This is a genomic window from Isoptericola halotolerans (genome assembly GCF_003003075.1).
GTDB classification, from domain to species: Bacteria; Actinomycetota; Actinomycetes; order Actinomycetales; family Cellulomonadaceae; genus Isoptericola; species Isoptericola halotolerans_A.
Genome location: NZ_PVTX01000007.1, coordinates 112,402 through 131,588, shown reverse-complemented (window position 1 = coordinate 131,588; position 19,187 = coordinate 112,402). Strand labels below are relative to the sequence as shown.

The 19,187-nt window shown below is 74.0% G+C and carries 19 protein-coding genes; 10 read left to right on the top strand and 9 right to left on the bottom strand.

Translation table 11 applies throughout. The annotated features are described in order from the left end of the window. Genes BCL65_RS11330 through BCL65_RS11320 form a run of 3 tightly spaced genes read left to right on the top strand, consistent with a single transcriptional unit; the run spans nucleotide 1 to nucleotide 2,601 of the window. On the top strand, nucleotides 1-1,329 hold the full coding sequence (locus BCL65_RS11330; RefSeq protein WP_106268076.1) for a M16 family metallopeptidase: 1,329 nt from the start codon (nucleotides 1-3) through the stop codon (nucleotides 1,327-1,329). A gap of 10 nt (nucleotides 1,330-1,339) precedes the next feature. Continuing rightward, entirely contained in the window at nucleotides 1,340-2,119 is a 780-nt protein-coding gene (gene dapB, locus BCL65_RS11325; RefSeq protein ID WP_258176968.1) for a 4-hydroxy-tetrahydrodipicolinate reductase, read from the top strand. Next, on the top strand, nucleotides 2,116-2,601 hold the full coding sequence (locus tag BCL65_RS11320) for a tetratricopeptide repeat protein (RefSeq protein ID WP_106268074.1): 486 nt from the start codon (nucleotides 2,116-2,118) through the stop codon (nucleotides 2,599-2,601). Before dapB ends, BCL65_RS11320 begins: the two co-directional genes overlap by 4 nt. Here BCL65_RS11320 and BCL65_RS11315 read toward each other — a convergent pair. Together BCL65_RS11315 and BCL65_RS11310 are read right to left on the bottom strand one after the other, a co-directional pair. Continuing rightward, entirely contained in the window at nucleotides 2,585-3,094 is a 510-nt protein-coding gene (locus BCL65_RS11315; RefSeq protein WP_165800000.1) for a hypothetical protein, read from the bottom strand. The two genes, BCL65_RS11320 and BCL65_RS11315, sit on opposite strands and share 17 nt — an antisense overlap. A 45-nt stretch (nucleotides 3,095-3,139) precedes the next feature. Further along, complete coding sequence (locus tag BCL65_RS11310) at nucleotides 3,140-4,348, bottom strand: MFS transporter (protein WP_106268072.1); 1,209 nt, start codon at nucleotides 4,346-4,348, stop codon at nucleotides 3,140-3,142. A 117-nt stretch (nucleotides 4,349-4,465) separates the two neighbouring features. Between BCL65_RS11310 and BCL65_RS11305 the strand changes: the two genes are divergently transcribed. Then, nucleotides 4,466-5,299, top strand: coding sequence for an HdeD family acid-resistance protein (locus BCL65_RS11305; protein ID WP_165799999.1), 834 nt, complete (start codon nucleotides 4,466-4,468; stop codon nucleotides 5,297-5,299). Here BCL65_RS11305 and BCL65_RS11300 read toward each other — a convergent pair. Genes BCL65_RS11300 through BCL65_RS11280 form a run of 5 tightly spaced genes read right to left on the bottom strand, consistent with a single transcriptional unit; the run spans nucleotide 5,292 to nucleotide 9,636 of the window. Beyond that, nucleotides 5,292-5,798, bottom strand: a complete 507-nt coding sequence (locus tag BCL65_RS11300; RefSeq protein WP_106268068.1) for a GNAT family N-acetyltransferase — start codon at nucleotides 5,796-5,798, stop codon at nucleotides 5,292-5,294. The two genes, BCL65_RS11305 and BCL65_RS11300, sit on opposite strands and share 8 nt — an antisense overlap. 17 nt (nucleotides 5,799-5,815) lie before the next feature. Next, complete coding sequence (locus BCL65_RS11295) at nucleotides 5,816-7,069, bottom strand: MFS transporter (RefSeq protein WP_106268066.1); 1,254 nt, start codon at nucleotides 7,067-7,069, stop codon at nucleotides 5,816-5,818. A 41-nt stretch (nucleotides 7,070-7,110) separates the two neighbouring features. Further along, nucleotides 7,111-7,431 carry an AzlD domain-containing protein gene (locus tag BCL65_RS11290; protein WP_106268064.1) on the bottom strand — a complete coding sequence of 107 codons (321 nt, stop codon included), beginning with the start codon at nucleotides 7,429-7,431 and terminating at the stop codon, nucleotides 7,111-7,113. Continuing rightward, nucleotides 7,428-8,138 (bottom strand): AzlC family ABC transporter permease, encoded by a 711-nt coding sequence (locus BCL65_RS11285; RefSeq protein ID WP_106268300.1) that lies wholly within the window; start codon nucleotides 8,136-8,138, stop codon nucleotides 7,428-7,430. The genes BCL65_RS11290 and BCL65_RS11285 overlap by 4 nt, the downstream gene beginning before the upstream one ends. Nucleotides 8,139-8,169: 31 nt before the next feature. Beyond that, nucleotides 8,170-9,636: an NAD-dependent succinate-semialdehyde dehydrogenase gene (locus BCL65_RS11280; protein ID WP_106268062.1), complete on the bottom strand. Its 1,467-nt coding sequence runs from the start codon at nucleotides 9,634-9,636 to the stop codon at nucleotides 8,170-8,172. Nucleotides 9,637-9,778: 142 nt separating this feature from the next. Here BCL65_RS11280 and dapA point away from each other — a divergent pair, with 142 nt between their 5' ends. The 3 genes from dapA to BCL65_RS11265 all read left to right on the top strand — a co-directional run bounded on the left by dapA (nucleotide 9,779) and on the right by BCL65_RS11265 (nucleotide 15,293). Continuing rightward, nucleotides 9,779-10,702 (top strand): 4-hydroxy-tetrahydrodipicolinate synthase, encoded by a 924-nt coding sequence (dapA, locus tag BCL65_RS11275; RefSeq protein WP_106268060.1) that lies wholly within the window; start codon nucleotides 9,779-9,781, stop codon nucleotides 10,700-10,702. Between the two features lie 22 nt (nucleotides 10,703-10,724). Then, nucleotides 10,725-12,410 (top strand): ribonuclease J, encoded by a 1,686-nt coding sequence (locus BCL65_RS11270; protein WP_106268059.1) that lies wholly within the window; start codon nucleotides 10,725-10,727, stop codon nucleotides 12,408-12,410. A 303-nt stretch (nucleotides 12,411-12,713) separates the two neighbouring features. Further along, nucleotides 12,714-15,293 carry an FtsK/SpoIIIE family DNA translocase gene (locus tag BCL65_RS11265; RefSeq protein WP_106268057.1) on the top strand — a complete coding sequence of 860 codons (2,580 nt, stop codon included), beginning with the start codon at nucleotides 12,714-12,716 and terminating at the stop codon, nucleotides 15,291-15,293. A 27-nt stretch (nucleotides 15,294-15,320) separates the two neighbouring features. On the opposite strand, the gene BCL65_RS11260 is transcribed toward BCL65_RS11265, so the two are convergent. Continuing rightward, nucleotides 15,321-16,631: a CapA family protein gene (locus BCL65_RS11260; protein ID WP_243401014.1), complete on the bottom strand. Its 1,311-nt coding sequence runs from the start codon at nucleotides 16,629-16,631 to the stop codon at nucleotides 15,321-15,323. Between the two features lie 108 nt (nucleotides 16,632-16,739). Between BCL65_RS11260 and pgsA the strand changes: the two genes are divergently transcribed. The 3 genes from pgsA to BCL65_RS11245 all read left to right on the top strand — a co-directional run bounded on the left by pgsA (nucleotide 16,740) and on the right by BCL65_RS11245 (nucleotide 18,324). Continuing rightward, nucleotides 16,740-17,330, top strand: coding sequence for a CDP-diacylglycerol--glycerol-3-phosphate 3-phosphatidyltransferase (gene pgsA / locus BCL65_RS11255; protein ID WP_106268055.1), 591 nt, complete (start codon nucleotides 16,740-16,742; stop codon nucleotides 17,328-17,330). Beyond that, on the top strand, nucleotides 17,327-17,815 hold the full coding sequence (locus tag BCL65_RS11250) for a CinA family protein (protein WP_106268053.1): 489 nt from the start codon (nucleotides 17,327-17,329) through the stop codon (nucleotides 17,813-17,815). Before pgsA ends, BCL65_RS11250 begins: the two co-directional genes overlap by 4 nt. 179 nt (nucleotides 17,816-17,994) lie before the next feature. Then, nucleotides 17,995-18,324 carry a helix-turn-helix domain-containing protein gene (locus tag BCL65_RS11245; protein WP_106268051.1) on the top strand — a complete coding sequence of 110 codons (330 nt, stop codon included), beginning with the start codon at nucleotides 17,995-17,997 and terminating at the stop codon, nucleotides 18,322-18,324. A 20-nt stretch (nucleotides 18,325-18,344) separates the two neighbouring features. Here the strand turns inward: BCL65_RS11245 and BCL65_RS11240 are convergent, their stop codons facing one another. Continuing rightward, complete coding sequence (locus tag BCL65_RS11240; protein ID WP_106268049.1) at nucleotides 18,345-19,154, bottom strand: DNA-formamidopyrimidine glycosylase family protein; 810 nt, start codon at nucleotides 19,152-19,154, stop codon at nucleotides 18,345-18,347. Between the last annotated feature and the right edge of the window lie 33 nt (nucleotides 19,155-19,187).

The following is a 19,187-nucleotide window of genomic DNA, read 5'->3' as shown; positions in this document are numbered from 1 at the left end:
ATGAGCCAGCACCTCCCGCTCGTCGGAGCGGGCCAGCCGGGTGCCGAGCTGACCGCCGGGCAGGACGGCGCGACGATCCGTCGCAGCGTCCTGCCCGGCGGCGTGCGTGTGCTCACCGAGCACATGCCCGGTCTCCGCTCGGCCACCGTGGGCGCCTGGGTGGGGGTCGGCTCCCGGGACGAGACCGACGGCCACCACGGCTCCACGCACTTCCTGGAGCACCTGCTCTTCAAGGGGACTCCCAGCCGCTCCGCGCTCGACATCGCCGAGGCGTTCGACGCCGTCGGCGGCGAGGCGAACGCCGCCACCGGCAAGGAGCACACCTGCTACTACGCGCGGGTGCTCGACGAGGACGTCCCGATGGCGATCGAGGTGATCGCCGACATGGTCACCTCGGCGCGTCTGGACGCCGACGAGCTCGAGACCGAGCGCGGCGTCATCCTCGAGGAGATCGCGATGACGGACGACGACCCCGGCGAGGTCGTCCACGAGGAGTTCGCCGCCGCGGCCCTCGGGTCGCACCCGCTCGGACGTCCCATCGGCGGGACGCCGGACTCCATCCGCGCCGTTCCTCGTGACGCCGTGCTGGAGCACTACCGGTGGCACTACCGCCCGGAGACCCTCGTGATCGCGGCGGCCGGCGGCGTGGACCACGACACCGTCGTCCAGCAGGTCGGCGACGCGCTCGTCGCGGGCGGTTGGCACCTGGACCCCGCGGGGCTGCCCCGCGCGCGCCGCTCGGGGGCCCCCGAGTCCGACGGCGTGCCCACCGCGGGCGTCGAGCTGACGATCCGCCGGCAGGTCGAGCAGGCGAACGTGATCATCGGTGGGACGGGGCTCAGCGCGTCCGACGACCGGCGGTTCGCCTCCACCGTGCTGCACGCCGTCCTCGGCGGCGGCATGTCGTCCCGCTTGTTCCAGGAGATCCGGGAGAAGCGCGGCCTCGCGTACGCCACGTACTCCTTCGGGCAGGGGCACGGCGGTCTGGGCCTCTTCGGGCTCTACGCCGGGTGCACCCCGGCCAAGGTGGACCAGGTCACCGCGCTGATGGTGGCCGAGCTGGAGCGGATCGCCGCCGACGGCATCACGGACGCCGAGCTGGAGCGTTCCGTCGGTCAGCTCTCGGGCGGCATGGTCCTCGGGCTGGAGGACTCCGGCTCGCGCATGAGCCGGCTGGGCCGCGCGGAGCTCGTGCTCGGCGAGCTCCTGACCGTCGACGAGTCGTTGGAACGTGTTCGTGCCGTCACCGCCACCGACGTCCGTGAGCTCGCCGCCGACCTCGCGTCGCGTCCGCGCTCGATGGTGCGGGTCGGCCCCTTCGGAGAATGAGGAGATCATCGTGAGCACCAGCAGCGTCGTCCGGGTGGCCGTCATCGGCGCCGCCGGGCGCATGGGGGCCCAGACGTGCGCCGCCGTCGAGGAGGCGGAGGACCTCGAGCTCGTCGCCCGGCTGGACGCGGGGGACGACGTCGGGGCGGGGGTCCGGGACTCCGGCGCGCACGTCGCCGTGGACTTCACCGTCCCGGCGGTGACGGAGCACAACGTGCACGCCGTCCTGGACGCCGGGGCGCACGCCGTGGTGGGCACCACCGGGTGGGACGACGGGTCCCGGGGCCGGGTCGTGGAGCACCTCGAGCGGGTCAACGCCGAGCGCGGCGACGAGGGCCTCGGCGTGCTCATCGCCCCCAACTTCGGGCTGTCCGCCGTGCTCGCCATGACGTTCGCCGCCAAGGCGGCGCGCTACTTCGAGTCCGCCGAGGTCGTCGAGCTGCACCACCCGAACAAGGTCGACGCACCCTCCGGCACGGCGCGGCACACGGCGGCGGCGATCGCCGCCGCCCGGGCCGACGCGGGGCTCGGGCCGTCGCCCGACGCGACCCAGGACGGCTGGGAGGCCCGGGGCGCGGACGTCGACGGGGTCCGGGTGCACGCCGTGCGCCTGCGCGGTCTGGTGGCGCACGAGGAGATCCTCTTCGGCAACGCCGGTGAGCAGCTGACGATCCGCCAGGACTCGTTCGACCGGGCCAGCTTCATGCCGGGCGTCCTGCTCGCCGTGCGGGAGGTCGGGTCACGACCGGGCCTGACGGTCGGCCTCGAGAACGTGCTGGACCTGTCGTGACCGACGACGGCGCGCCGGAGGGCGTCCGGCGGCGGCTGCCCCGTGGCCTCGTCGGGGCGCTCGCCGTCTCCGCGCTCCTCGCGCTGTACGTCGTGGCGATCGTGGAGCGTGGCGCGGCCATGGTGGGCAGCGGCGAGCCGCTGCTCATCGGCATCGGCCTCGCCGTGCTGATCATCCCGCTGCTGGTGATCGGGCTCGTCGCACGAGAGTTCTGGCTGGCCGCGCGCGTGCAGCGCATGGCCGACGAGCTGGCGGCCGCGGGGCAGCTCCCGGTGGACGACCTCCCGCGCTCGCCCGGCGGCAGGATCGACCGTGCGGCGGCGGACGAGGCGTTCGGCGAGTTCCGGGACGCGGTCGACGCGGCGCCGACGGACTGGCGGGCCTGGTACCGCCTGGCGTTCGCCTACGACGCCGCGGGGGACCGCCGTCGTGCGCGGGCGGCGCTGCGTCAGGCCTCGTCGCTCTTCAGCCCGCGCGGCTGACCTCGTCCGTCAGCACCGTCCAGCAGTAGAGCGCGTGCCGCACGGCGAGCGCCCGCGCGGCCAGCTCACCGAGCTCGCGCAGTGCGGTGGCCAGATCGTCGGCCCCGGCGCCGACCGGCCCGGTCGGCCCAGCCGCGAGGACCGCGACGTCGGCAAGGTGCTCCGGGGACGCCGCGGCGAGCTCGACGGCGACGACGTCCGAGACGGTGGCCACCCACGGCCCCTCCGCACCGCCGGTCAGGACGATGCCGTGCCGTGGGTTCCCGGTGACCTCGCCGTAGGGGCGCCGGCAGAGGTGCCCGGCCAGGGTGCCGAGCATGACGAACGGGTCCACCGACGGCATGCGGACGGTGTCGAACAGGGCCTCGCCGGAGCCGCGCGCCGCGCTGGACGGTCCGTCCGGCTGCCGGGCGACGGTCGCCGCCAGCGCGTCGGTCGGCGCGGCGAAGTAGTCGGTGACGATCGCCCCGGCGCCCCTGCCCACCTGACCCATGGGTCCAGGCTGGCACGCACGTGCTACGCCGGGGTCACGCGCCGGTTACCGCGTGGGGTCGGCGCTCGCCGCGGCCGGGTCCCGCGGGAAGGCGCCGCGCGCCACGACGACGGCGAGGCAGGCCAGCGCGACGACGCCGGCGCCGGTCAGCGCCAGGACGCGGGTTCCCGGTCCGGCGACGACGACGGCTCCGAGGGCGGCTCCGAGGCCGATGCCGAGGTTGGACGTCGCGTTGACGAACGCCCCGGCGACGTCGGCCGTGGCGCCCTGCGTGCGCAGGGCCGCCGCCTGGAACGTCGCCGGGATGGCACCGAACGCGGCGAGCCACACGCCGCCGGCCACGAGCACGCCCGCGGCGTGGGGGAGCACGAGCGCGAGGGCGGTCAGCGAGCCGACGATGGTGGCCATCGCGGTGATGGTCAGGGCGCGTGGCGTGCGGTCCAGGTAGCGGGCAGCCGCCCACAGCCCCACGAGTCCCAGGGCTCCGAAGAGGAGGAGCACCGGGCCGACGGCCGCCTCGGACAGCCCCGTGCTCAGGAGCAGCAGGGAGATGTAGGTGTACACGGCGTAGTGCCCGCCGAACAGCACCGTGTTGGTGCCGACCACGACGCCCAGCCGCCGGCGCCCCCGGCGCGCGACCGCGCGGTCCCGCGCCGGCGGTGTCGCGACGGCCACGGCGGGCAGCAGCCGTGCCACCAGGAGCGCCGTCAGGGCACAGACGCCCGCGAGCAGCGCGAACGACCAGCGCCAGCCGACGGCGGTCCCCAGCGAGGTCGACAGGGGCACGCCCAGGACGAACCCCATCGTCCCGCCGGCGGTGACGAGGGTCAGGGCCCGGCCGGTGTAGAGCGGGCCGACGAGTCGGGCGGCGTACGCGATCGACACCGAGAAGAACACGGCGTGGCCGATCCCGCCGAGCGTGCGTCCAGCCGCCATGACGGCGTAGGACGGGGCGACGGCGACGAGCAGGTTGCCGGCCACGTAGGTCGCGAGCGTCACGAGGAGCAGCGGTTTGCGGGGGAACCGCTGCGTGGCCAGGGTCAGCGGGACGGCGCAGGCCGCGACGACCAGGGCGTAGACGGTGACGAGAAGCCCTGCGGTCGACTCCGACACGCCGACGCCGCGCGCGAGCTGCGGCAGCAGTCCGACGGGCAGCACCTCGGTGGTGATGGCGACGAAGTTCGCGACCGCGAGGACCGCGATCCCGCCGGCGGCGTCACGGACGGTGCGGGTGGTGGAGGCTGACGGTGGCACCGGCTCATCCTGTCACCCTGCGCCCGTCGCGCCCGCCGGCGTCGTCCTGCCGTGCGGCCCGGCGACCGTGCTCGTAGCATGACCGCAGGTCAGCAGCGGACGACGGGAGGACTGCGCATGACACGCGAGGACTCGGGCACGGGGACGCAGGACGCAGCCGTCGGGGAGTTCCGCAACCCGTTCCGGCGGGTCTGGTGGCTGCCCGTCGTACGCGGCATCGCCTTCGTGGTGCTCGGGCTGCTGCTGATGATCGAGCCCCTCGGCGAGCTGGGGGTGCTGCGGCTGCTCGTGGGCGCGTTCCTCGTGCTGGACGCGGTCCTGGTCGTGGTCCAGTGGTTCGTGCACCGCCACCAGGTGGGCTCGGCGTGGTGGCTCGCGCAGGCAGGCGTCAACGTGCTCTTCGGCGTGGCCGTGGCGTTCTGGCCGGAGCTGGACCCGACGCCGCTCTACTACGTCCTGGCGAGCTGGGCGATCGTGCTCGGGATCGTCGCCGTCGTCGGTGGCGCCGCCCTGGCGCGCAACCGCGACCTCGGCTGGCCGTGGATGATCACCTTCGGCATCACGGCGGGGTTGTTCGGTCTGCTGCTCGTCACGCGTCCGCTCGACTCCTTCGACGTGCTCCGGCTGGTGACGATCGTCTTCGCGCTGTTCGCCTTCGTCGCGGGCTCGATCCACCTCGTGTCCGGATTCGCGGTGCGGTCCGTCTCCCGCGAGCTGTGGGGGCTGCGCGAGCAGGCGGAGAAGGTCGGCGTCGTGGTGACGGGCGGTTCGGTGCTCGGGTCCGCGAACCCGCAGTTCGCTCCCGCCGCGGCGGCGGGGCCCAGGTCGGTCTCCACCCCGGTGGACGACACGGCCACCGACGACACGGCCGCCGACGGCGCGGCCGGCGACGGCGCGGCCGGCGGCGACGAGCCGCCGGAGGGGCGCGACACGCCCCGCGAGGTCAGATGACGGCCGACCAGCGGCGCTCGACGACGTCGCGCACGCCCGCGGCGAGAGCCCGCTCGACCCCGTCGGGCCGGAGGCCCGAGGAGGCGAGGAACCGCTCGCGGCCGTCGTCGCCGTCGAGGACCCAGGTGACGACCTCCTCGGAGCCGTCGGTGCGCAGCCGGTCGACGGCGGCGGCGAGGAGCCGGGATCCGTGGCCCGCGAGCCGGTGGTCGGGAGCCACTTCCAGTGCCATGACCTGACCCGGTCCGACGGCGGCGAAGCCGACGACCTTCGGTCCGTCGAGCGCGACGAGGACGGCGAACCCCGGGCCGGGCGGTCGCGCGATCGCCTCGGTCCATCGCTGCCGCATCGTCTGCTCGTCGAGGGCGTCGACGGCGCCCCCGAGCGTCTCGGCATGGGTGGTCCGCCACGCGTCGACCTGGACCTGCGTCACGGCCTCCTCGTCGCCGGGGACTGCGGGACGGACGGAGACGTCGGCGGTCTCGCGGAACAGTGCCATGGCCACACCCTAGGTGCTCACCAGCGGGCGGTGGACGCCACGGGTGCGTCTTGCGGGGGCCGGACCTGACCGGCCACGGCGATGCTGAGGACGACCGCACCGCAGATCACGAGCAGGGCCGAACGCACGCCCACCTCGTCGGCCAGCAGCCCGAGCAGCGGCGGCGCGGCGAGCATCGACATCGTCGAGAACGAGGTCGCGACGGACACGCGTGGCGCGGCGTGGAGGGGCTCGTCGGACGCCGCCGAGATGGCGATCGGGTTCGCCAGCGCGGCTCCGCAGCCCCACAGCACCACGCCGACCCACGCCAGGACGAGGGCGGGCGCGAGCCCGAACAGGAGCAGCCCTGCCAGGGCGGACAACCCCGAGACGCGCAGGACGGCGACCCGCCCGTAGCGGTCGATCAGCCCGGTGCCGGCGAACCGGACGACGGTCATCGACGCGACGAAGGTCCCGTACGCGACGGCCCCGACCGCCTCGCGCGCGGCGAACCCGTCGACGACGGCGAGCGCCAGCCATGTCCCGGCCGACCCCTCGGAGAGGGAGGCAGCGAGCAGCACCAGACCGATCAGCAGCGTCCGGGGCTCCCGCCACGCGGCCAGCGCCGCGCGCGCCCCGCTGCCACGCCGGGCATCGGCGCCGAGGGTGGCGGGCCGCCCGTGGGCGGGGGCCAGCATCGTCGCCGGCACGACGAGCAGGGCCCGCACGAGGGTCACGGCGGCGGTCACCACGACGAGCTGCACGGCGACGTGCGCTCCCGACCAGGCGAAGCCGGCACCCACCAGGGCGCCGAGTGCGGCGCCGACGGAGAACGCCGCGTGGAAGTGGGGAAGGGTAGCCCGTCCGACGGCCCGCTCGACCCCGGCCGCACTGATGTTGATCGGGATGTTGGTCAGGGCGCCGCACATCCCGTTCACGCACGCGCCGACGGCGAACAGCGGGATGCTGCCGGTGGCCGTGGCGAGCGCGAGGACGCCGAAGCCGGCCACGTTGCCCGCCGTGGCGGCGGCGAGCGTCCGCCGGCTCCCGAAGCGTGCGACGACGGCACCGGTGACGAGCACCGCGAGCAGCGTGCCGGCGCCACCGACCACCAGGAGCGAGCCGAGCTGACCGGCGCTGAGGCCGAGCTCGGACCGGATCGAGGGCAGCCGGCTCATCCAGGAGGTGCCGAGCACCCCGAACAGGGCGAACTGCGCCATGAGCGACCAGCGGGCCAGGTCGACCTCGGGGCGCGGAGCGGTGGGGCGCGGCGCGCGGCCGGGGGAGGGCATCGGGCCAGCCTAGAGCGTGCCGGAGCAGGCAGGCCCCGCACTCAGCCCCAGCCCAGCGCCCGCAGGCCGGCGGCGGCCGCCGCCGCGAGGACGACCACCACGATGAACGGCGCCCGCAGCGCCAGCGCGACGGCGGCCACCGCGAGGGCGGGGACGCGGGCGTCGACGACGACCGACGAGCCGGCGGCGAACGTCTGCACGACCACCAGGGAAACGAGCAGCGCCACGGTGACGAGCGTGGAGGTCCGTTGCACCCGCGCGGTGGCCAGCCAGTGCTCGGGCACGAGGTGGCCGGCGAGCTTGAGGCCGAAGCTGGCGACTGACGCGAGGAGCACCGTCGACCACAGCACGGTGGTGGTCATCGGTCGGCCTCCGTACCCGTTGCCGGGGGCGGCGCGGCAGGGGCGGTGGCGCCGACCACGATGGCGACACCGGCCGCCGCGAGCACCGGGATCCCCGCCGGCGCGACGGGGACCAGCGCCAGCGTCACCACCACCGCCAGCCCGGCCACGGCCTGCGCCCGTCGTTCGGCCAGGCGTGGCCACACGAGCGCGAGGAACGCCGCTCCCGCCGCCGCGTCGAGGCCCCAGGCCCGTGGGTCCCCGAGCGCGTCACCGGCCAGCGCGCCCACGAGCGTGAAGGCGTTCCACAGCACGAACACGCCGACGCCGGCCGTCCAGAACCCGGCGCGGACGGCCGCGGGGGTGCGCTGCCCCACCGCGACCGCCGTGGACTCGTCGATCGTCACCTGGGCGGCCACCGCCCGACGCCAGCCGTGCAGGGACAGCAGGGGGGAGACGACCGCGCCGTAGAGCATGTTGCGCGCTCCGAGCAGGGTGGAGGTGGCGACCGCGGCGAGGGGTGAACCACCCGCGGCCACGACGCCGATGAGGGCGAACTGCGACCCGCCGGAGAACAGCAGCAGGCTGAGCGCGGCGGTCTGTGCCACGGACAGACCCGCGACCACGGCCAGCGCGCCGAAGGAGATCCCGTACAGCCCGGTGGCGACGGCGACGCCGGCGCCCTGCCGGACGGCAGCGGAGACCTCGGGAGCCAGGGGTCGACTCACGGGCACAGGAAACCATGCGTCGCGGGGTGGGTCACAACGCGACGTACACCGTCTCCAGGTACTCCTCCAGGCCGGCCGCCCCGCCCTCGCGCCCCAGCCCGGACTGCTTGACGCCCCCGAACGGCGCGCTCGCGTCCGACACCATGCCGCGGTTGATGCCGATCATGCCGGCCTCGATCTCGTGGGCGGCCCGCATCGCCAGGTCCACGTCCCGGGTGTAGGCGTAGGCCGCCAGGCCGTACTCCGTACCGTTGGCCAGGGCGATCGCCTCGTCGGCGCCGTCGAAGGCGACGACGGGTGCCACGGGGCCGAAGATCTCCTCGGTGACGCAGCGGGCGTCGGCGGGGACACCGGCGAGCACGGTGGGGGAGTAGAAGTAGCCCCTCCCGTCCGGCCGCGCGCCGCCGACGAGCACGTGCGCGCCGCGGTCCGTGGCGTCGCTGACGAGCTCGTCGACCTTGTCGACGGCGCTCGCACCGATCAGCGGTCCGACGTCGTGCCCCTCGGCGCCCGGTCCCACGGAGAGCCGGGAGAACCGGGCGGCGAGCCGCTCGGCGAACTCGTGCGCGACGCTGCCGTCCACCAGGAAGCGGTTGGCGGCGACGCAGGACTGCCCGCCGTTGCGCAGCTTCGCGACCATCGCGCCCTCGACGGCGGCGTCGAGATCGGCGTCCGCGAAGACGACGAACGGCGCGTTGCCGCCCAGCTCCATCGAGCAGTTGAGCACCTGCTCCGCCGCCTGCCCGAGCAGGACCCGGCCGACGCCCGTGGACCCGGTGAAGGAGAGCTTGCGCAACCGGCCGTCGGCGATCACGGGCTCGGTCACCGACCTCGCCGACGACGTCGGCACCACGTTGACGACTCCGCTCGGCAGGTCGCGCGCGGCGAGCTCCGCGCGCAGGATCTCGGCGACGGCCATGGTGGTGAGCGGAGTGAGCTGCGCCGGCTTGATCACCACCGGGCAGCCCGCGGCGAGAGCCGGCCCGATCTTGCGCGTCGCCATCGCGATCGGGAAGTTCCACGGCGTGATCAGCAGCGCCGGGCCGACGGGCCTGCGATGCACGAGCTGGCGGTTGGCACCGGCCGGTGCCGTGCGCATCAGGCCGGGCGCCCGGACGGCCTCCTCGGCGAACCAGCGGAAGAACTCCGCGCCGTACGCGACCTCGGCACGCGACTCGGCGAGCGGCTTGCCGCCCTCGGCCGTGATGAGGGCCGCGAGCTCGTCCGTGCGGTCGACGATCGTCTCGAAGCACGCCCGCAGCAGCTCCGAGCGGTCCCGCGGCGGGACGGCGGCCCACGCCGGTGCCGCCTCGTGCGCGGCGGCCAGCGCGGCCAGTCCGTCGTCGCCGGACCCGTCCGCGACGCTCGTCAGCACCTCCTCGGTGGCCGGGTCGACGACGTCGAAGGTCGAGCCGCCTGAGGCCGGGCGCCACTCGCCACCGACGAGGACCTGGGTGGGGGTGTCACGCACGGAAGAAGGTGCCGTCGTCGCAGTCATACCATCCAGTATGTGGCGGCGCCGGGCCGCCGCAACAGCCCGGGTGCGCTCCGGGAAGCACCCTGGCACGGCGTCTCACGCGGCGGCCCCGAGCACGTGGACAGCAGCACGAGGAAGGGGCGGCAAACGGTACGGTGTCCCCATGACGCTGCCCGGTACCCCTGCGCGCCCGTTCGGCGCCGTTCTCACCGCGATGGTCACTCCCATGACGGCCACCGGGGAGATCGATCTGGAGGCCGCTGCGGCACTCGCGCGGCGCCTCGTCGACGAGGGGAACGACGGCCTCGTGCTGTCGGGGACGACGGGCGAGGCTCCGGCGACCCACGCCCCCGAGAAGGCGGCGCTCGTGCGTGCGGTGGTCGACGCCGTCGGCGACCGTGCCGCCGTGCTCTCCGGGGCCGGGTCCAACGACACCGCCCATGCCGTGCGCATGGCCGAGCAGGCTGCGGAAGCCGGTGCCGACGGCTTGCTCGTCGTCTCGCCGTACTACTCGCGCCCGACGCAGGAGGGGCTCTACCGTCACTTCGCCGCGGTCGCGGACGCGACCGAGCTGCCCGTCATGCTGTACGACATCCCCGGCCGCGCGGGCGTGCGCATCGCGCCGGCGACGTACGAGCGCATCGCCGCCCACCCCCGCGTCGTCGCGACCAAGGACGCCACCGGCGACCTGACCGGCGTCCCCGCCCTGCGCGCCGCCACGGGGCTCGCCTGGTACTCGGGCGACGACACCCTGCTGCTGCCGTTCCTCTCCCACGGTGGCGCCGGGATCGTCTCCGTCTCCGCCCACGTCGTGGCCGGAGCCTTCGCGGAGGTCGTGCGGCGCTTCGACGCGGGCGACCACACCGGCGCCCTCGAGACCTTCGTGACGACGCTGCCGGTGATCGCCGCCATCAACGGCGCCGGGGCCCAGGCCGTGATGGCCAAGGCGGCCCTGGAGATCCTGGGCGCCCACACGAACCGCGAGCTGCGCCTCCCGAACGTCGCCGCCACCGACGCCGACGTCGCCGTGATGCGCGCCGCCCTCGCCGCCGGCGGTGTCCTGGACACCGTCTCCACCCTCCCGTAACCCACACAGGCCAGGAGGCCACGTGAGCCACCCGCACCCCGAACTTCCCCTTCCTCCCGAACTGCCTGCGGGCGGACTGCGCATCGTGGCGCTCGGGGGGCTCGGCGAGGTCGGACGGAACATGGCCGTCCTCGAGTACGACGGCCGGCTGCTCGTCATCGACTGCGGGGTCCTCTTCCCCGAGGACCACCAGCCCGGCGTCGACCTGATCCTGCCGGACTTCGAGTACCTGGCCGGCCGTCTCGACGACATCGAGGCGATCGTCCTCACGCACGGGCACGAGGACCACATCGGCGCGGTGCCGTACCTGCTGCGCCGTCGCCGCGACATCCCGATCTACGGCTCCCAGCTCACGCTCGCCTTCCTCGAGGCGAAGCTGAAGGAGCACCGCATCAAGCCGGTGACGCGGGTCGTCGCGGAGAACGACACGGTCCGGCTCGGGGTCTTCGGTCTCGAGTTCGTCGCGGTCAACCACTCCATCCCCGACGCCCTGGCCGTGGCCGTCACGACCGGTGCGGGCACGGTGCTGCACACCGGCGACTTCAAGATGGACCAGCTCCCGCTCGACGGCCGGGTCACCGATCTGCGGGCCTTCGCGCGTCTCGGCGAGCAGGGCGTCGACCTGTTCATGGTGGACTCGACCAACGCGGAGGTGCCGGGGTTCGTCACCAACGAGGTCGAGATCGGGCCCGTCCTGGACAGCGTGTTCGCCCAGGCGGAGAAGCGCATCGTCGTCGCGTCGTTCTCCTCGCACGTGCACCGGGTGCAGCAGGTCCTCAACGCCGCCCACGCGCACGGCCGCAAGGTGGCGCTCGCCGGGCGCTCGATGATCCGCAACATGGGCATCGCAGCGGAGCTCGGCTACCTGGACGTGCCGCCCGGCGTGCTGGTCGACCTCAAGCGGACCGGCGACATCCCCGACGACGAGCTCGTGTACATGTGCACCGGCTCGCAGGGTGAGCCGATGGCCGCGTTGAGCCGCATGGCGAACGGTGACCACCGCGTCAAGATCGGCCACGGCGACACGGTGATCCTCGCGAGCTCGCTCATCCCGGGCAACGAGAACTCCGTGTTCCGGGTCATCAACGGACTGACGCGGCTCGGCGCGCGCGTCGTGCACTCGGGCAACGCGAAGGTCCACGTCTCGGGGCACGCCAGCGCCGGCGAGCTGCTGTACTGCTACAACATCATCCGGCCCAAGAACGTCATGCCCGTGCACGGCGAGGTGCGCCACCTCGTGGCCAACGCGGCGCTCGCGGTGAAGACGGGCATCCCTGCCGACCGCGTCGTCCTCGCGGAGGACGGGGTCGTCGTGGACCTCGTGGACGGGCGCGCCTCCGTGGTGGGCGCCGTGCCGTGCGGCTACGTGTTCGTGGACGGCTCGTCGGTCGGCGAGGTCACCGAGAACGAGCTCAAGGACCGCCGGGTGCTGAGCGAGGAAGGCTTCGTGTCCGTCTTCGCCGTCGTGGACTCCGCCACCGGCAAGGTGCTCGCGGGTCCGCAGATCCTCGCGCGCGGCATGGCCGAGGGCGCGGCGGTGTTCGACGAGATCCAGCCGGACGTGGTCAAGGCGCTCGAGGACGCGATCGCCGGCGGTGCGACGGACACTCATCAGCTGCAGCAGGTGATGCGGCGCGTGATCGGTCAGTGGGTCAACCGACGGCTGCGCCGTCGGCCCATGATCGTCCCCGTCGTCGTCGAGGCCTGAGGCGGAGCGAGCTCGCGAGCGCGGTGACCCTGCTCACGCCAGCCGGGTGTGACACGCGCCCGCGGCCTGCGACGTCGGACCTCGCCGCCCGGGTACGGTGAGGGCATCATGGCGACCCGGACGACCGCCCGGAAGAATCCCGGGGCTGCACGGGGCGGGGCACGGACGGGGCGGCGCGCCTCGTCGTCCGCCTCGGGACGTGGCGCGTCCGCACGATCGTCGTCGGCCCGCTCCGGAGCCTCGCGGGGGGCGCGGACGTCCGGTCGTCGGCCGGCGCGTAGCGGCCCACCGTGGCCCGTCCGGATGGTGCGTGGCGCCTACCTGGGCGTCGCGCACGGCCTGGGCACCGTGACACGCACGATCACCAAGGGAGCGAGAGACCTGGAACCGGAGCACCGTCGGGACGGCGTGGCCTTCTTCCTCATCGCTGTCGCGCTCGTCGTGGCCGCGCGGGAGTGGTGGGGGATCCCCGGCACGTTCGGCCTGGTCGTCCACGCCGTCGTGGCGGGCACCGTCGGGCTGGCGGGCGTGGCCGTCCCCGTGCTGCTGCTGTGGCTGGGTGTGCGCGTGATGCGCCACCCCGAGCGCGGTCAGGCCAACTCGCGCGTCGCCATCGGGCTGAGCCTCCTGGTCGTCTCGGTCTGCTCGCTCGTGGCGATCGCCGAGGGCACGCCCTCGCCGCGCGACGGGTTCGATCAGGTCCAGGAGGCCGGCGGCATCATCGGCTACCTCGCCGCGACGCCGGTCGTCATCGGCGTCACTCCCTGGGTGGCGGTCCCGCTCTTCCTCCTGCTCGGGTTCTTCGGGCTGCTCGTGGTCACCGCGACGCCGGTCCATCGCATCCCCGAGCGGGTGCGCGGCCTGTACGACCGGTTGACGGGAAACCACCACGAGGGTGACGTCGCCGACGACGGTCTGCGGCTCGCGGACGGGGTTTCGGCCCACGACGGCTCCGACGAGACGGCCAAGCCGCGCAAGCGGCGCAAACGTCGCACCAAGGCGGAGCGGGCCGCGGACGCGGCCGCGGCGGAGCTGGACCAGTACGCCGGGGACGAGGCCTTCGAGAAGGCAGCCACCCTCGACCCGGCCGGGGACGCCGCGCAGGGTGGGCGGCGCAAGAGCGAGCGCTCCGGCGGCACCCAGCGGGTCCCCGCGGGCACGCAGCCCGCGGCCACCGGCACCATCGTGCCCGCCGCAGCGGCGGCGGCCCCGCGCACCGCGCCCGAGCCGTCGCCCGCCCCGGCCGGGCGCGCGGAGCAGCCGATGCTCTCGGGCGACACGGTGTACCTGCTCCCGAGCGAGGAGGCCCTCGTCGAGGGTGCCCCCCACAAGACGCGTTCCGCGGTGAACGACCGTGTCGTCGAGTCGCTGACCAAGGTGTTCGCGGACTTCGGGGTGGACGCGGAGGTCACGAACTTCACCCGTGGGCCCACGGTCACACGCTACGAGGTCGAGGTCGGCGCGAAGACCAAGGTCGAGCGGATCACGTCGTTGTCCAACAACATCGCCTACGCGGTGGCCAGTGCGGACGTACGCATCCTGTCGCCCATCCCCGGCAAGTCGGCGATCGGTATCGAGATCCCCAACTCCGACCGCGAGACGGTCGTGCTCGGTGACGTGCTGCGATCCTCGGCGGCGCGCCGCACGGAGCACCCGATGGTCATGGGCGTGGGCAAGGACGTCGAGGGCGGTTTCGTCGTCGCCAACCTGGCGAAGATGCCGCACATCCTCGTCGCGGGCGCGACGGGCGCGGGCAAGTCGAGCTTCATCAACTCGATGATCACCTCGATCCTCATGCGCGCGACGCCGGAGCAGGTGCGCCTGGTCCTGGTGGACCCCAAGCGCGTCGAGCTCACGATCTACGAGGGCATCCCGCACCTCATCACGCCCATCATCACCAGCCCCAAGAAGGCGGCCGAGGCGCTCGAGTGGGTCGTGCGCGAGATGGACGCCCGGTACGACGACCTCGCGACCTTCGGCTTCAAGCACATCGACGACTTCAACGCCGGGGTCCGCTCCGGCAAGGTCAAGCCGTTGCCGGGCTCCGAGCGGAAGATCGCGCCGTACCCGTACCTGCTGGTCGTCGTCGACGAGCTCGCGGACCTCATGATGGTCGCCCCGCGGGACGTCGAGGCCTCGATCCAGCGCATCACGCAGCTGGCGCGCGCGGCGGGCATCCACCTCGTGCTCGCGACGCAGCGTCCCTCCGTCGACGTCGTCACGGGACTGATCAAGGCCAACGTGCCGTCACGTCTCGCCTTCGCGACGTCGTCGGTCACGGACTCGCGCGTGGTCCTCGACCAGCCGGGCGCCGAGAAGCTCATCGGCCAGGGCGACGCCCTGTTCCTCCCGATGGGCGCGGCCAAGCCGATGCGCGTGCAGGGCGCCTGGGTGACCGAGTCCGAGGTGCACGCCGTGGTCGAGCACGTGAAGTCGCAGCTCAAGCCGGTCTACCGCCAGGACGTCACGGCCCCGGCGGCCGTGAAGAAGCAGATCGACGAGGACATCGGCGACGACCTCGACCTGCTGCTCCAGGCGGCCGAGCTGGTGGTCTCCACCCAGTTCGGCTCCACCTCGATGCTGCAGCGCAAGCTCCGCGTCGGCTTCGCCAAGGCCGGACGTCTCATGGATCTCCTGGAGTCCCGGGAGATCGTCGGACCGTCGGAGGGCTCGAAGGCTCGCGACGTCCTGGTGCAGCCGGACGACCTGCCCGCCGCGCTCGCCCTGATCCGCGGGGAGACGGCACCGGCACCGGCCTACGACCAGGAGTCCGACGACGGCACGACGGACCCGTACGCCGACGGCACCGACTCGCACCGGCCGCCGGTCGCCACCGAGTACCACGACGGCGCGGACACCGACGCGGAGGACCCGGTGCGCTGACGGTGCGCCGGCGTCGCCCGGGCGAGGTCAGTCGCGGGCTGCGCCGTCGCCGGCGTCACGGGGGAGCACCACGGGCTCGTCTCCCGTGGGCGTGGGCGGGCGCCTGCGTTCGGCGGCGGCGTCCCGGACGGCGTCCCGGACGCGCTCCTGGCGGGCTGACAGCTCGGCCTCCGTCAGGGTGGTGCTCCCCGGGTCGCGGAGGGCGTCCGGCAGCGCGTGCACCCGGTGCCCGGCGGCGAGGTCGACGGTGGTCCCGGTCCAGCGGACCTCGTCGATCAGGGTGGGACCGGACGGCCGGTCCTGGGAGAAGGTCGCGGAGAGCAGCACGCCGTTGCTCGTGCGGGCGTCGCAGCACGCCGCGCTCTGGTTCGACAGCAGGTTGCCGAGCCCGTAGGCCACCCACATCCCGTCGCCGCCCGGGCCGCCGTCGACCCGGGCGACACGCTGCGGTACGTGGGCGTGGTGCCCGATCACCAGGTCGACGACACCGGAGGCCCCCAGCGCGGCGACGACGCCCACCTGCTCGTCGGTGAGCTCCTCGGTGTACTCGACACCGGCGTGCAGGCTGACCAGCACGACGTCGGCGCCCTCCTCGCGCGCGCGGCCGGCGGCGTCGACCAGCCGGTCGGCGTCGATGAGGTCCACGGCCCACGGGGCCTCCGGCGGCATCGGCAGACCGTTGAGCCCGTAGGTCGCCGAGAGGTGCGCCACCGTCAGGGTCCGGCCTGCTCGCTCGAGCTCGTACCGCTGCGGAGCGGACTGCTCGGCCGTCGAGCGGGCCGTGCCGACGTGCCCGAGGCCGGCGCTGTCGAAGGCGTCGAGCGTGGCCACCACACCGGCATAGGCCCGGTCGACCGAGTGGTTGGAGGCGGTCGAGCAGCCGTCCCAGCCCTGGGCGGCGACGGCGTCCACCAGGCCGGCGGGCGCACCGAACGACGGGTACCCGCTGGGCGCCGTGCCGGGTGGGGCCACCGGGACCTCCATGTGGCACAGCGCCAGGTCCGCACCGGCGACCCACGGGTCGAGGCCGGACAGCAGCGCGGCGAAGTCGCTGCCACCGTCGGCGGACCGCACCACGGGGCCGTGGGGGAGCAGGTCCCCTGCCGCCAGGACCGTGAACGTCGCCGGAGGCACCGGTTCCGGCGGGGCATCCTTGGCGACGGTCAGGTCCGGCGACGCCGTGACGGTCGCCGCCGGGAGGGCCGGATCGGTGACCACCTCGCAGGCGGTGACGATCGCCAGGGCGGCCGCCGCGACCACCAGCAGACGGACCGGTGTCGCGGCGGGCGCGCCCCGGTCGCGCGCGTGCGCCGGTCCGTGTGGCCGCGAGTGCTGCACGCCGCGACACTACCGGGGTGCGGGCCGCAGTGGGGCGCGGCGGTCCTGGAGCCGTGGGTGAAGTGGCCGGCGGGACGGGGTCGGCGACCACCCCAGTAGGCTGGACGGATGGACGCCACACCCTCGCCGTGGAACATCGCGAACCTCGTGACCATGGTGCGCATCGCCCTCGTCCCGGTCTTCGCGTGGGCGCTGCTCGTGGACGACGGACAGTCCGTGACGTGGCGACTGGTGGCGACCGGCATCTTCGCCGTGGCCGCCGTGAGCGACAAGGTCGACGGCCACCTCGCCCGCTCGCGAGGCCTGGTGACCGATCTGGGCAAGATCCTGGACCCGATCGCCGACAAGGCGCTCGTGGGCGCGGCGCTCGTGCTGCTCTGGTGGCCGTTGGGCGAGCTGCCCTGGTGGGTGCCCGCCGTCATCCTGGTCCGTGAGCTGGGTATCACGGCGATGCGGATGGGGATGCTGCGGTACGCGGTGATGCCCGCCTCGCGCGGCGGCAAGATCAAGACGGTGCTGCAGATCGCGGCGATCCTGCTCTTCCTGCTGCCTCTGGACCACCTCCACTCGTCGGTCCTGGTCCTCGCGTGGGTGGTCATGGGCGCCGCCATCGCGGTCACGGTCGTCACCGGCGTCGACTACGTCGTCCAGGGATGGCGCATCCGCCGCGACGCCCGACGCCCGGAGCGCGCCGGATGAGTGCTCGGACGTTGCTGGAGCACGCTGCTGCCCGGCACTGGACGATCGGTGTCGCGGAGTCGTTGACCGGTGGTCTCGTGACGGCCGCGATGGTCGAGGTGCCGGGTGCGTCGTCGGTGGTCCGAGGCGGGGTGGTCGCCTACGCGACCGAGCTCAAGCGGACGTTGCTGGGAGTGGAGCCCGGGCTGCTGGCGGAGCGCGGTGCCGTCGACGCGGACGTGGCGGAGGCGATGGCGCGTGGGGTCCGTCGTGCGACGGGTGCGGACGTCGGGCTGGCCACGACGGGCGTGGCGGGTCCCGATGCACAGGACGGCAAGCCGCCCGGACTGGTGTTCGTGGCCGTGGTGACCCCGGCGAGGTCGGCCGTGCGCAGGCTCGAGCTCGACGGCGGCCGCGCGGCGGTGCGCCAGGGTGCGGTCGGTGCGGTCCTCGGGCTCGCGGAGGATCTGCTCGGGGGTGAAGGAAGTGTGTCCGCCGGGCGGTGATCCGGCATGCGCTCGGGTGCCGGGAACACCGGTGGGGCGGCGGGCGTTGGGCAGGTGTGATCGCAGACAGGCCACGAACCCGTATCGATGCCCGACCCGGTCGGCGTGTCCCCCACAGCTCGGGGTACGGTAGTGCCACCCCTCGACACGGGGTGGTGGAGGAAGGAAGGGGGCGCGACATGATCGTCCTTCGACGAGAGATTGGTGACGTGCTGCGCGACGCGCGGCAGCGTCAGGGGCGCACCCTGCGTGAGGTGTCCTCGGCCGCACGGGTCTCGCTGGGTTATCTCAGCGAGGTCGAGCGCGGCCAGAAGGAAGCCTCCTCGGAGCTGCTCGCCTCGATCTGCGAGGCCCTCGACGTGCCGCTGTCGCTCGTGCTCCGTGAGGTCAGCGACAAGATCGCCGTCGCCGAGGGCCTGCACGTGCCGGACACGATCCCGGCCGACGTGCTCGCCGGGATGTATTCCCGCGGCACCTCTACGCGCGAGGACCTGACGCCGGTCGGCTGAGGCACGCCCGCTCGGCCCGCTCAGCGGTCCGGGTCGGTCGCACCGCGCGGTTGGCAGGTCGGACACCAGAAGACCGGGCGTTCGTACGGCGGTTCGTTCGCCTGCCCGACGGCGACGGGTGTGCGGCACCGGTGGCACGGTCTGCCGAGCCGTCCGTGCACGGCGCGCGGCACCGCCTGCAGCCCGCGGGAGCGGCCGACATCGACGCTGCGGCCCATGAGCCGTCGGGCCGTGGTCAGCAGCCGACGTCGGGCGGGGTCGTCCAGCGCGTCCGCCGGGGTCCAGGGCCACAGCGACAGGGCATGCAGCGTCTCGGCCATCCAGATCGTCCCGAGGCCGGCGACGACCCCCTGGTCGAGCAGCACGTCGCACAGCGGACGGGAACCCTGGTCCTGCATCCGGCGGATGCCCTCGGTGATGCCGGCACCCGGGAACTCTGCTCCGAGGACGTCGGGCCCCAGATGAGCGAGCAGGTGCGGCTCGTCGTGGGTGCGCAGCAGGTCCAGCATGCCGAGACGCCATCCCACGCACGTCCAGCGGGACGTGGCCAGGACGGCCCGGACCTCCGGCCGGCGCGCGGCCGCGGCGCGCCCGCCGGTGGCCTCGACCCGCCACGACCCGTCCATCCGCAGGTGCGTGTGCAGCGTGCGGCCGTCGTCGAACCGGGTCAGCAGATGCTTGCCGTACGCGGTGCACGACGTCACGGTGCGGCCGACGAGGTCGGCGCCGGCGGCGCTCGGCCAGCGCAGCTCCGCCCGCACGAGCGGCGAGCCGCGGAGCGCCTGCTCGAGACGCTCGGCCGTGAGCCGCAGCACGTCTCCCTCGGGCATCTGTCCCTCCGCTCCTCTCGATGGTGGCTTCAG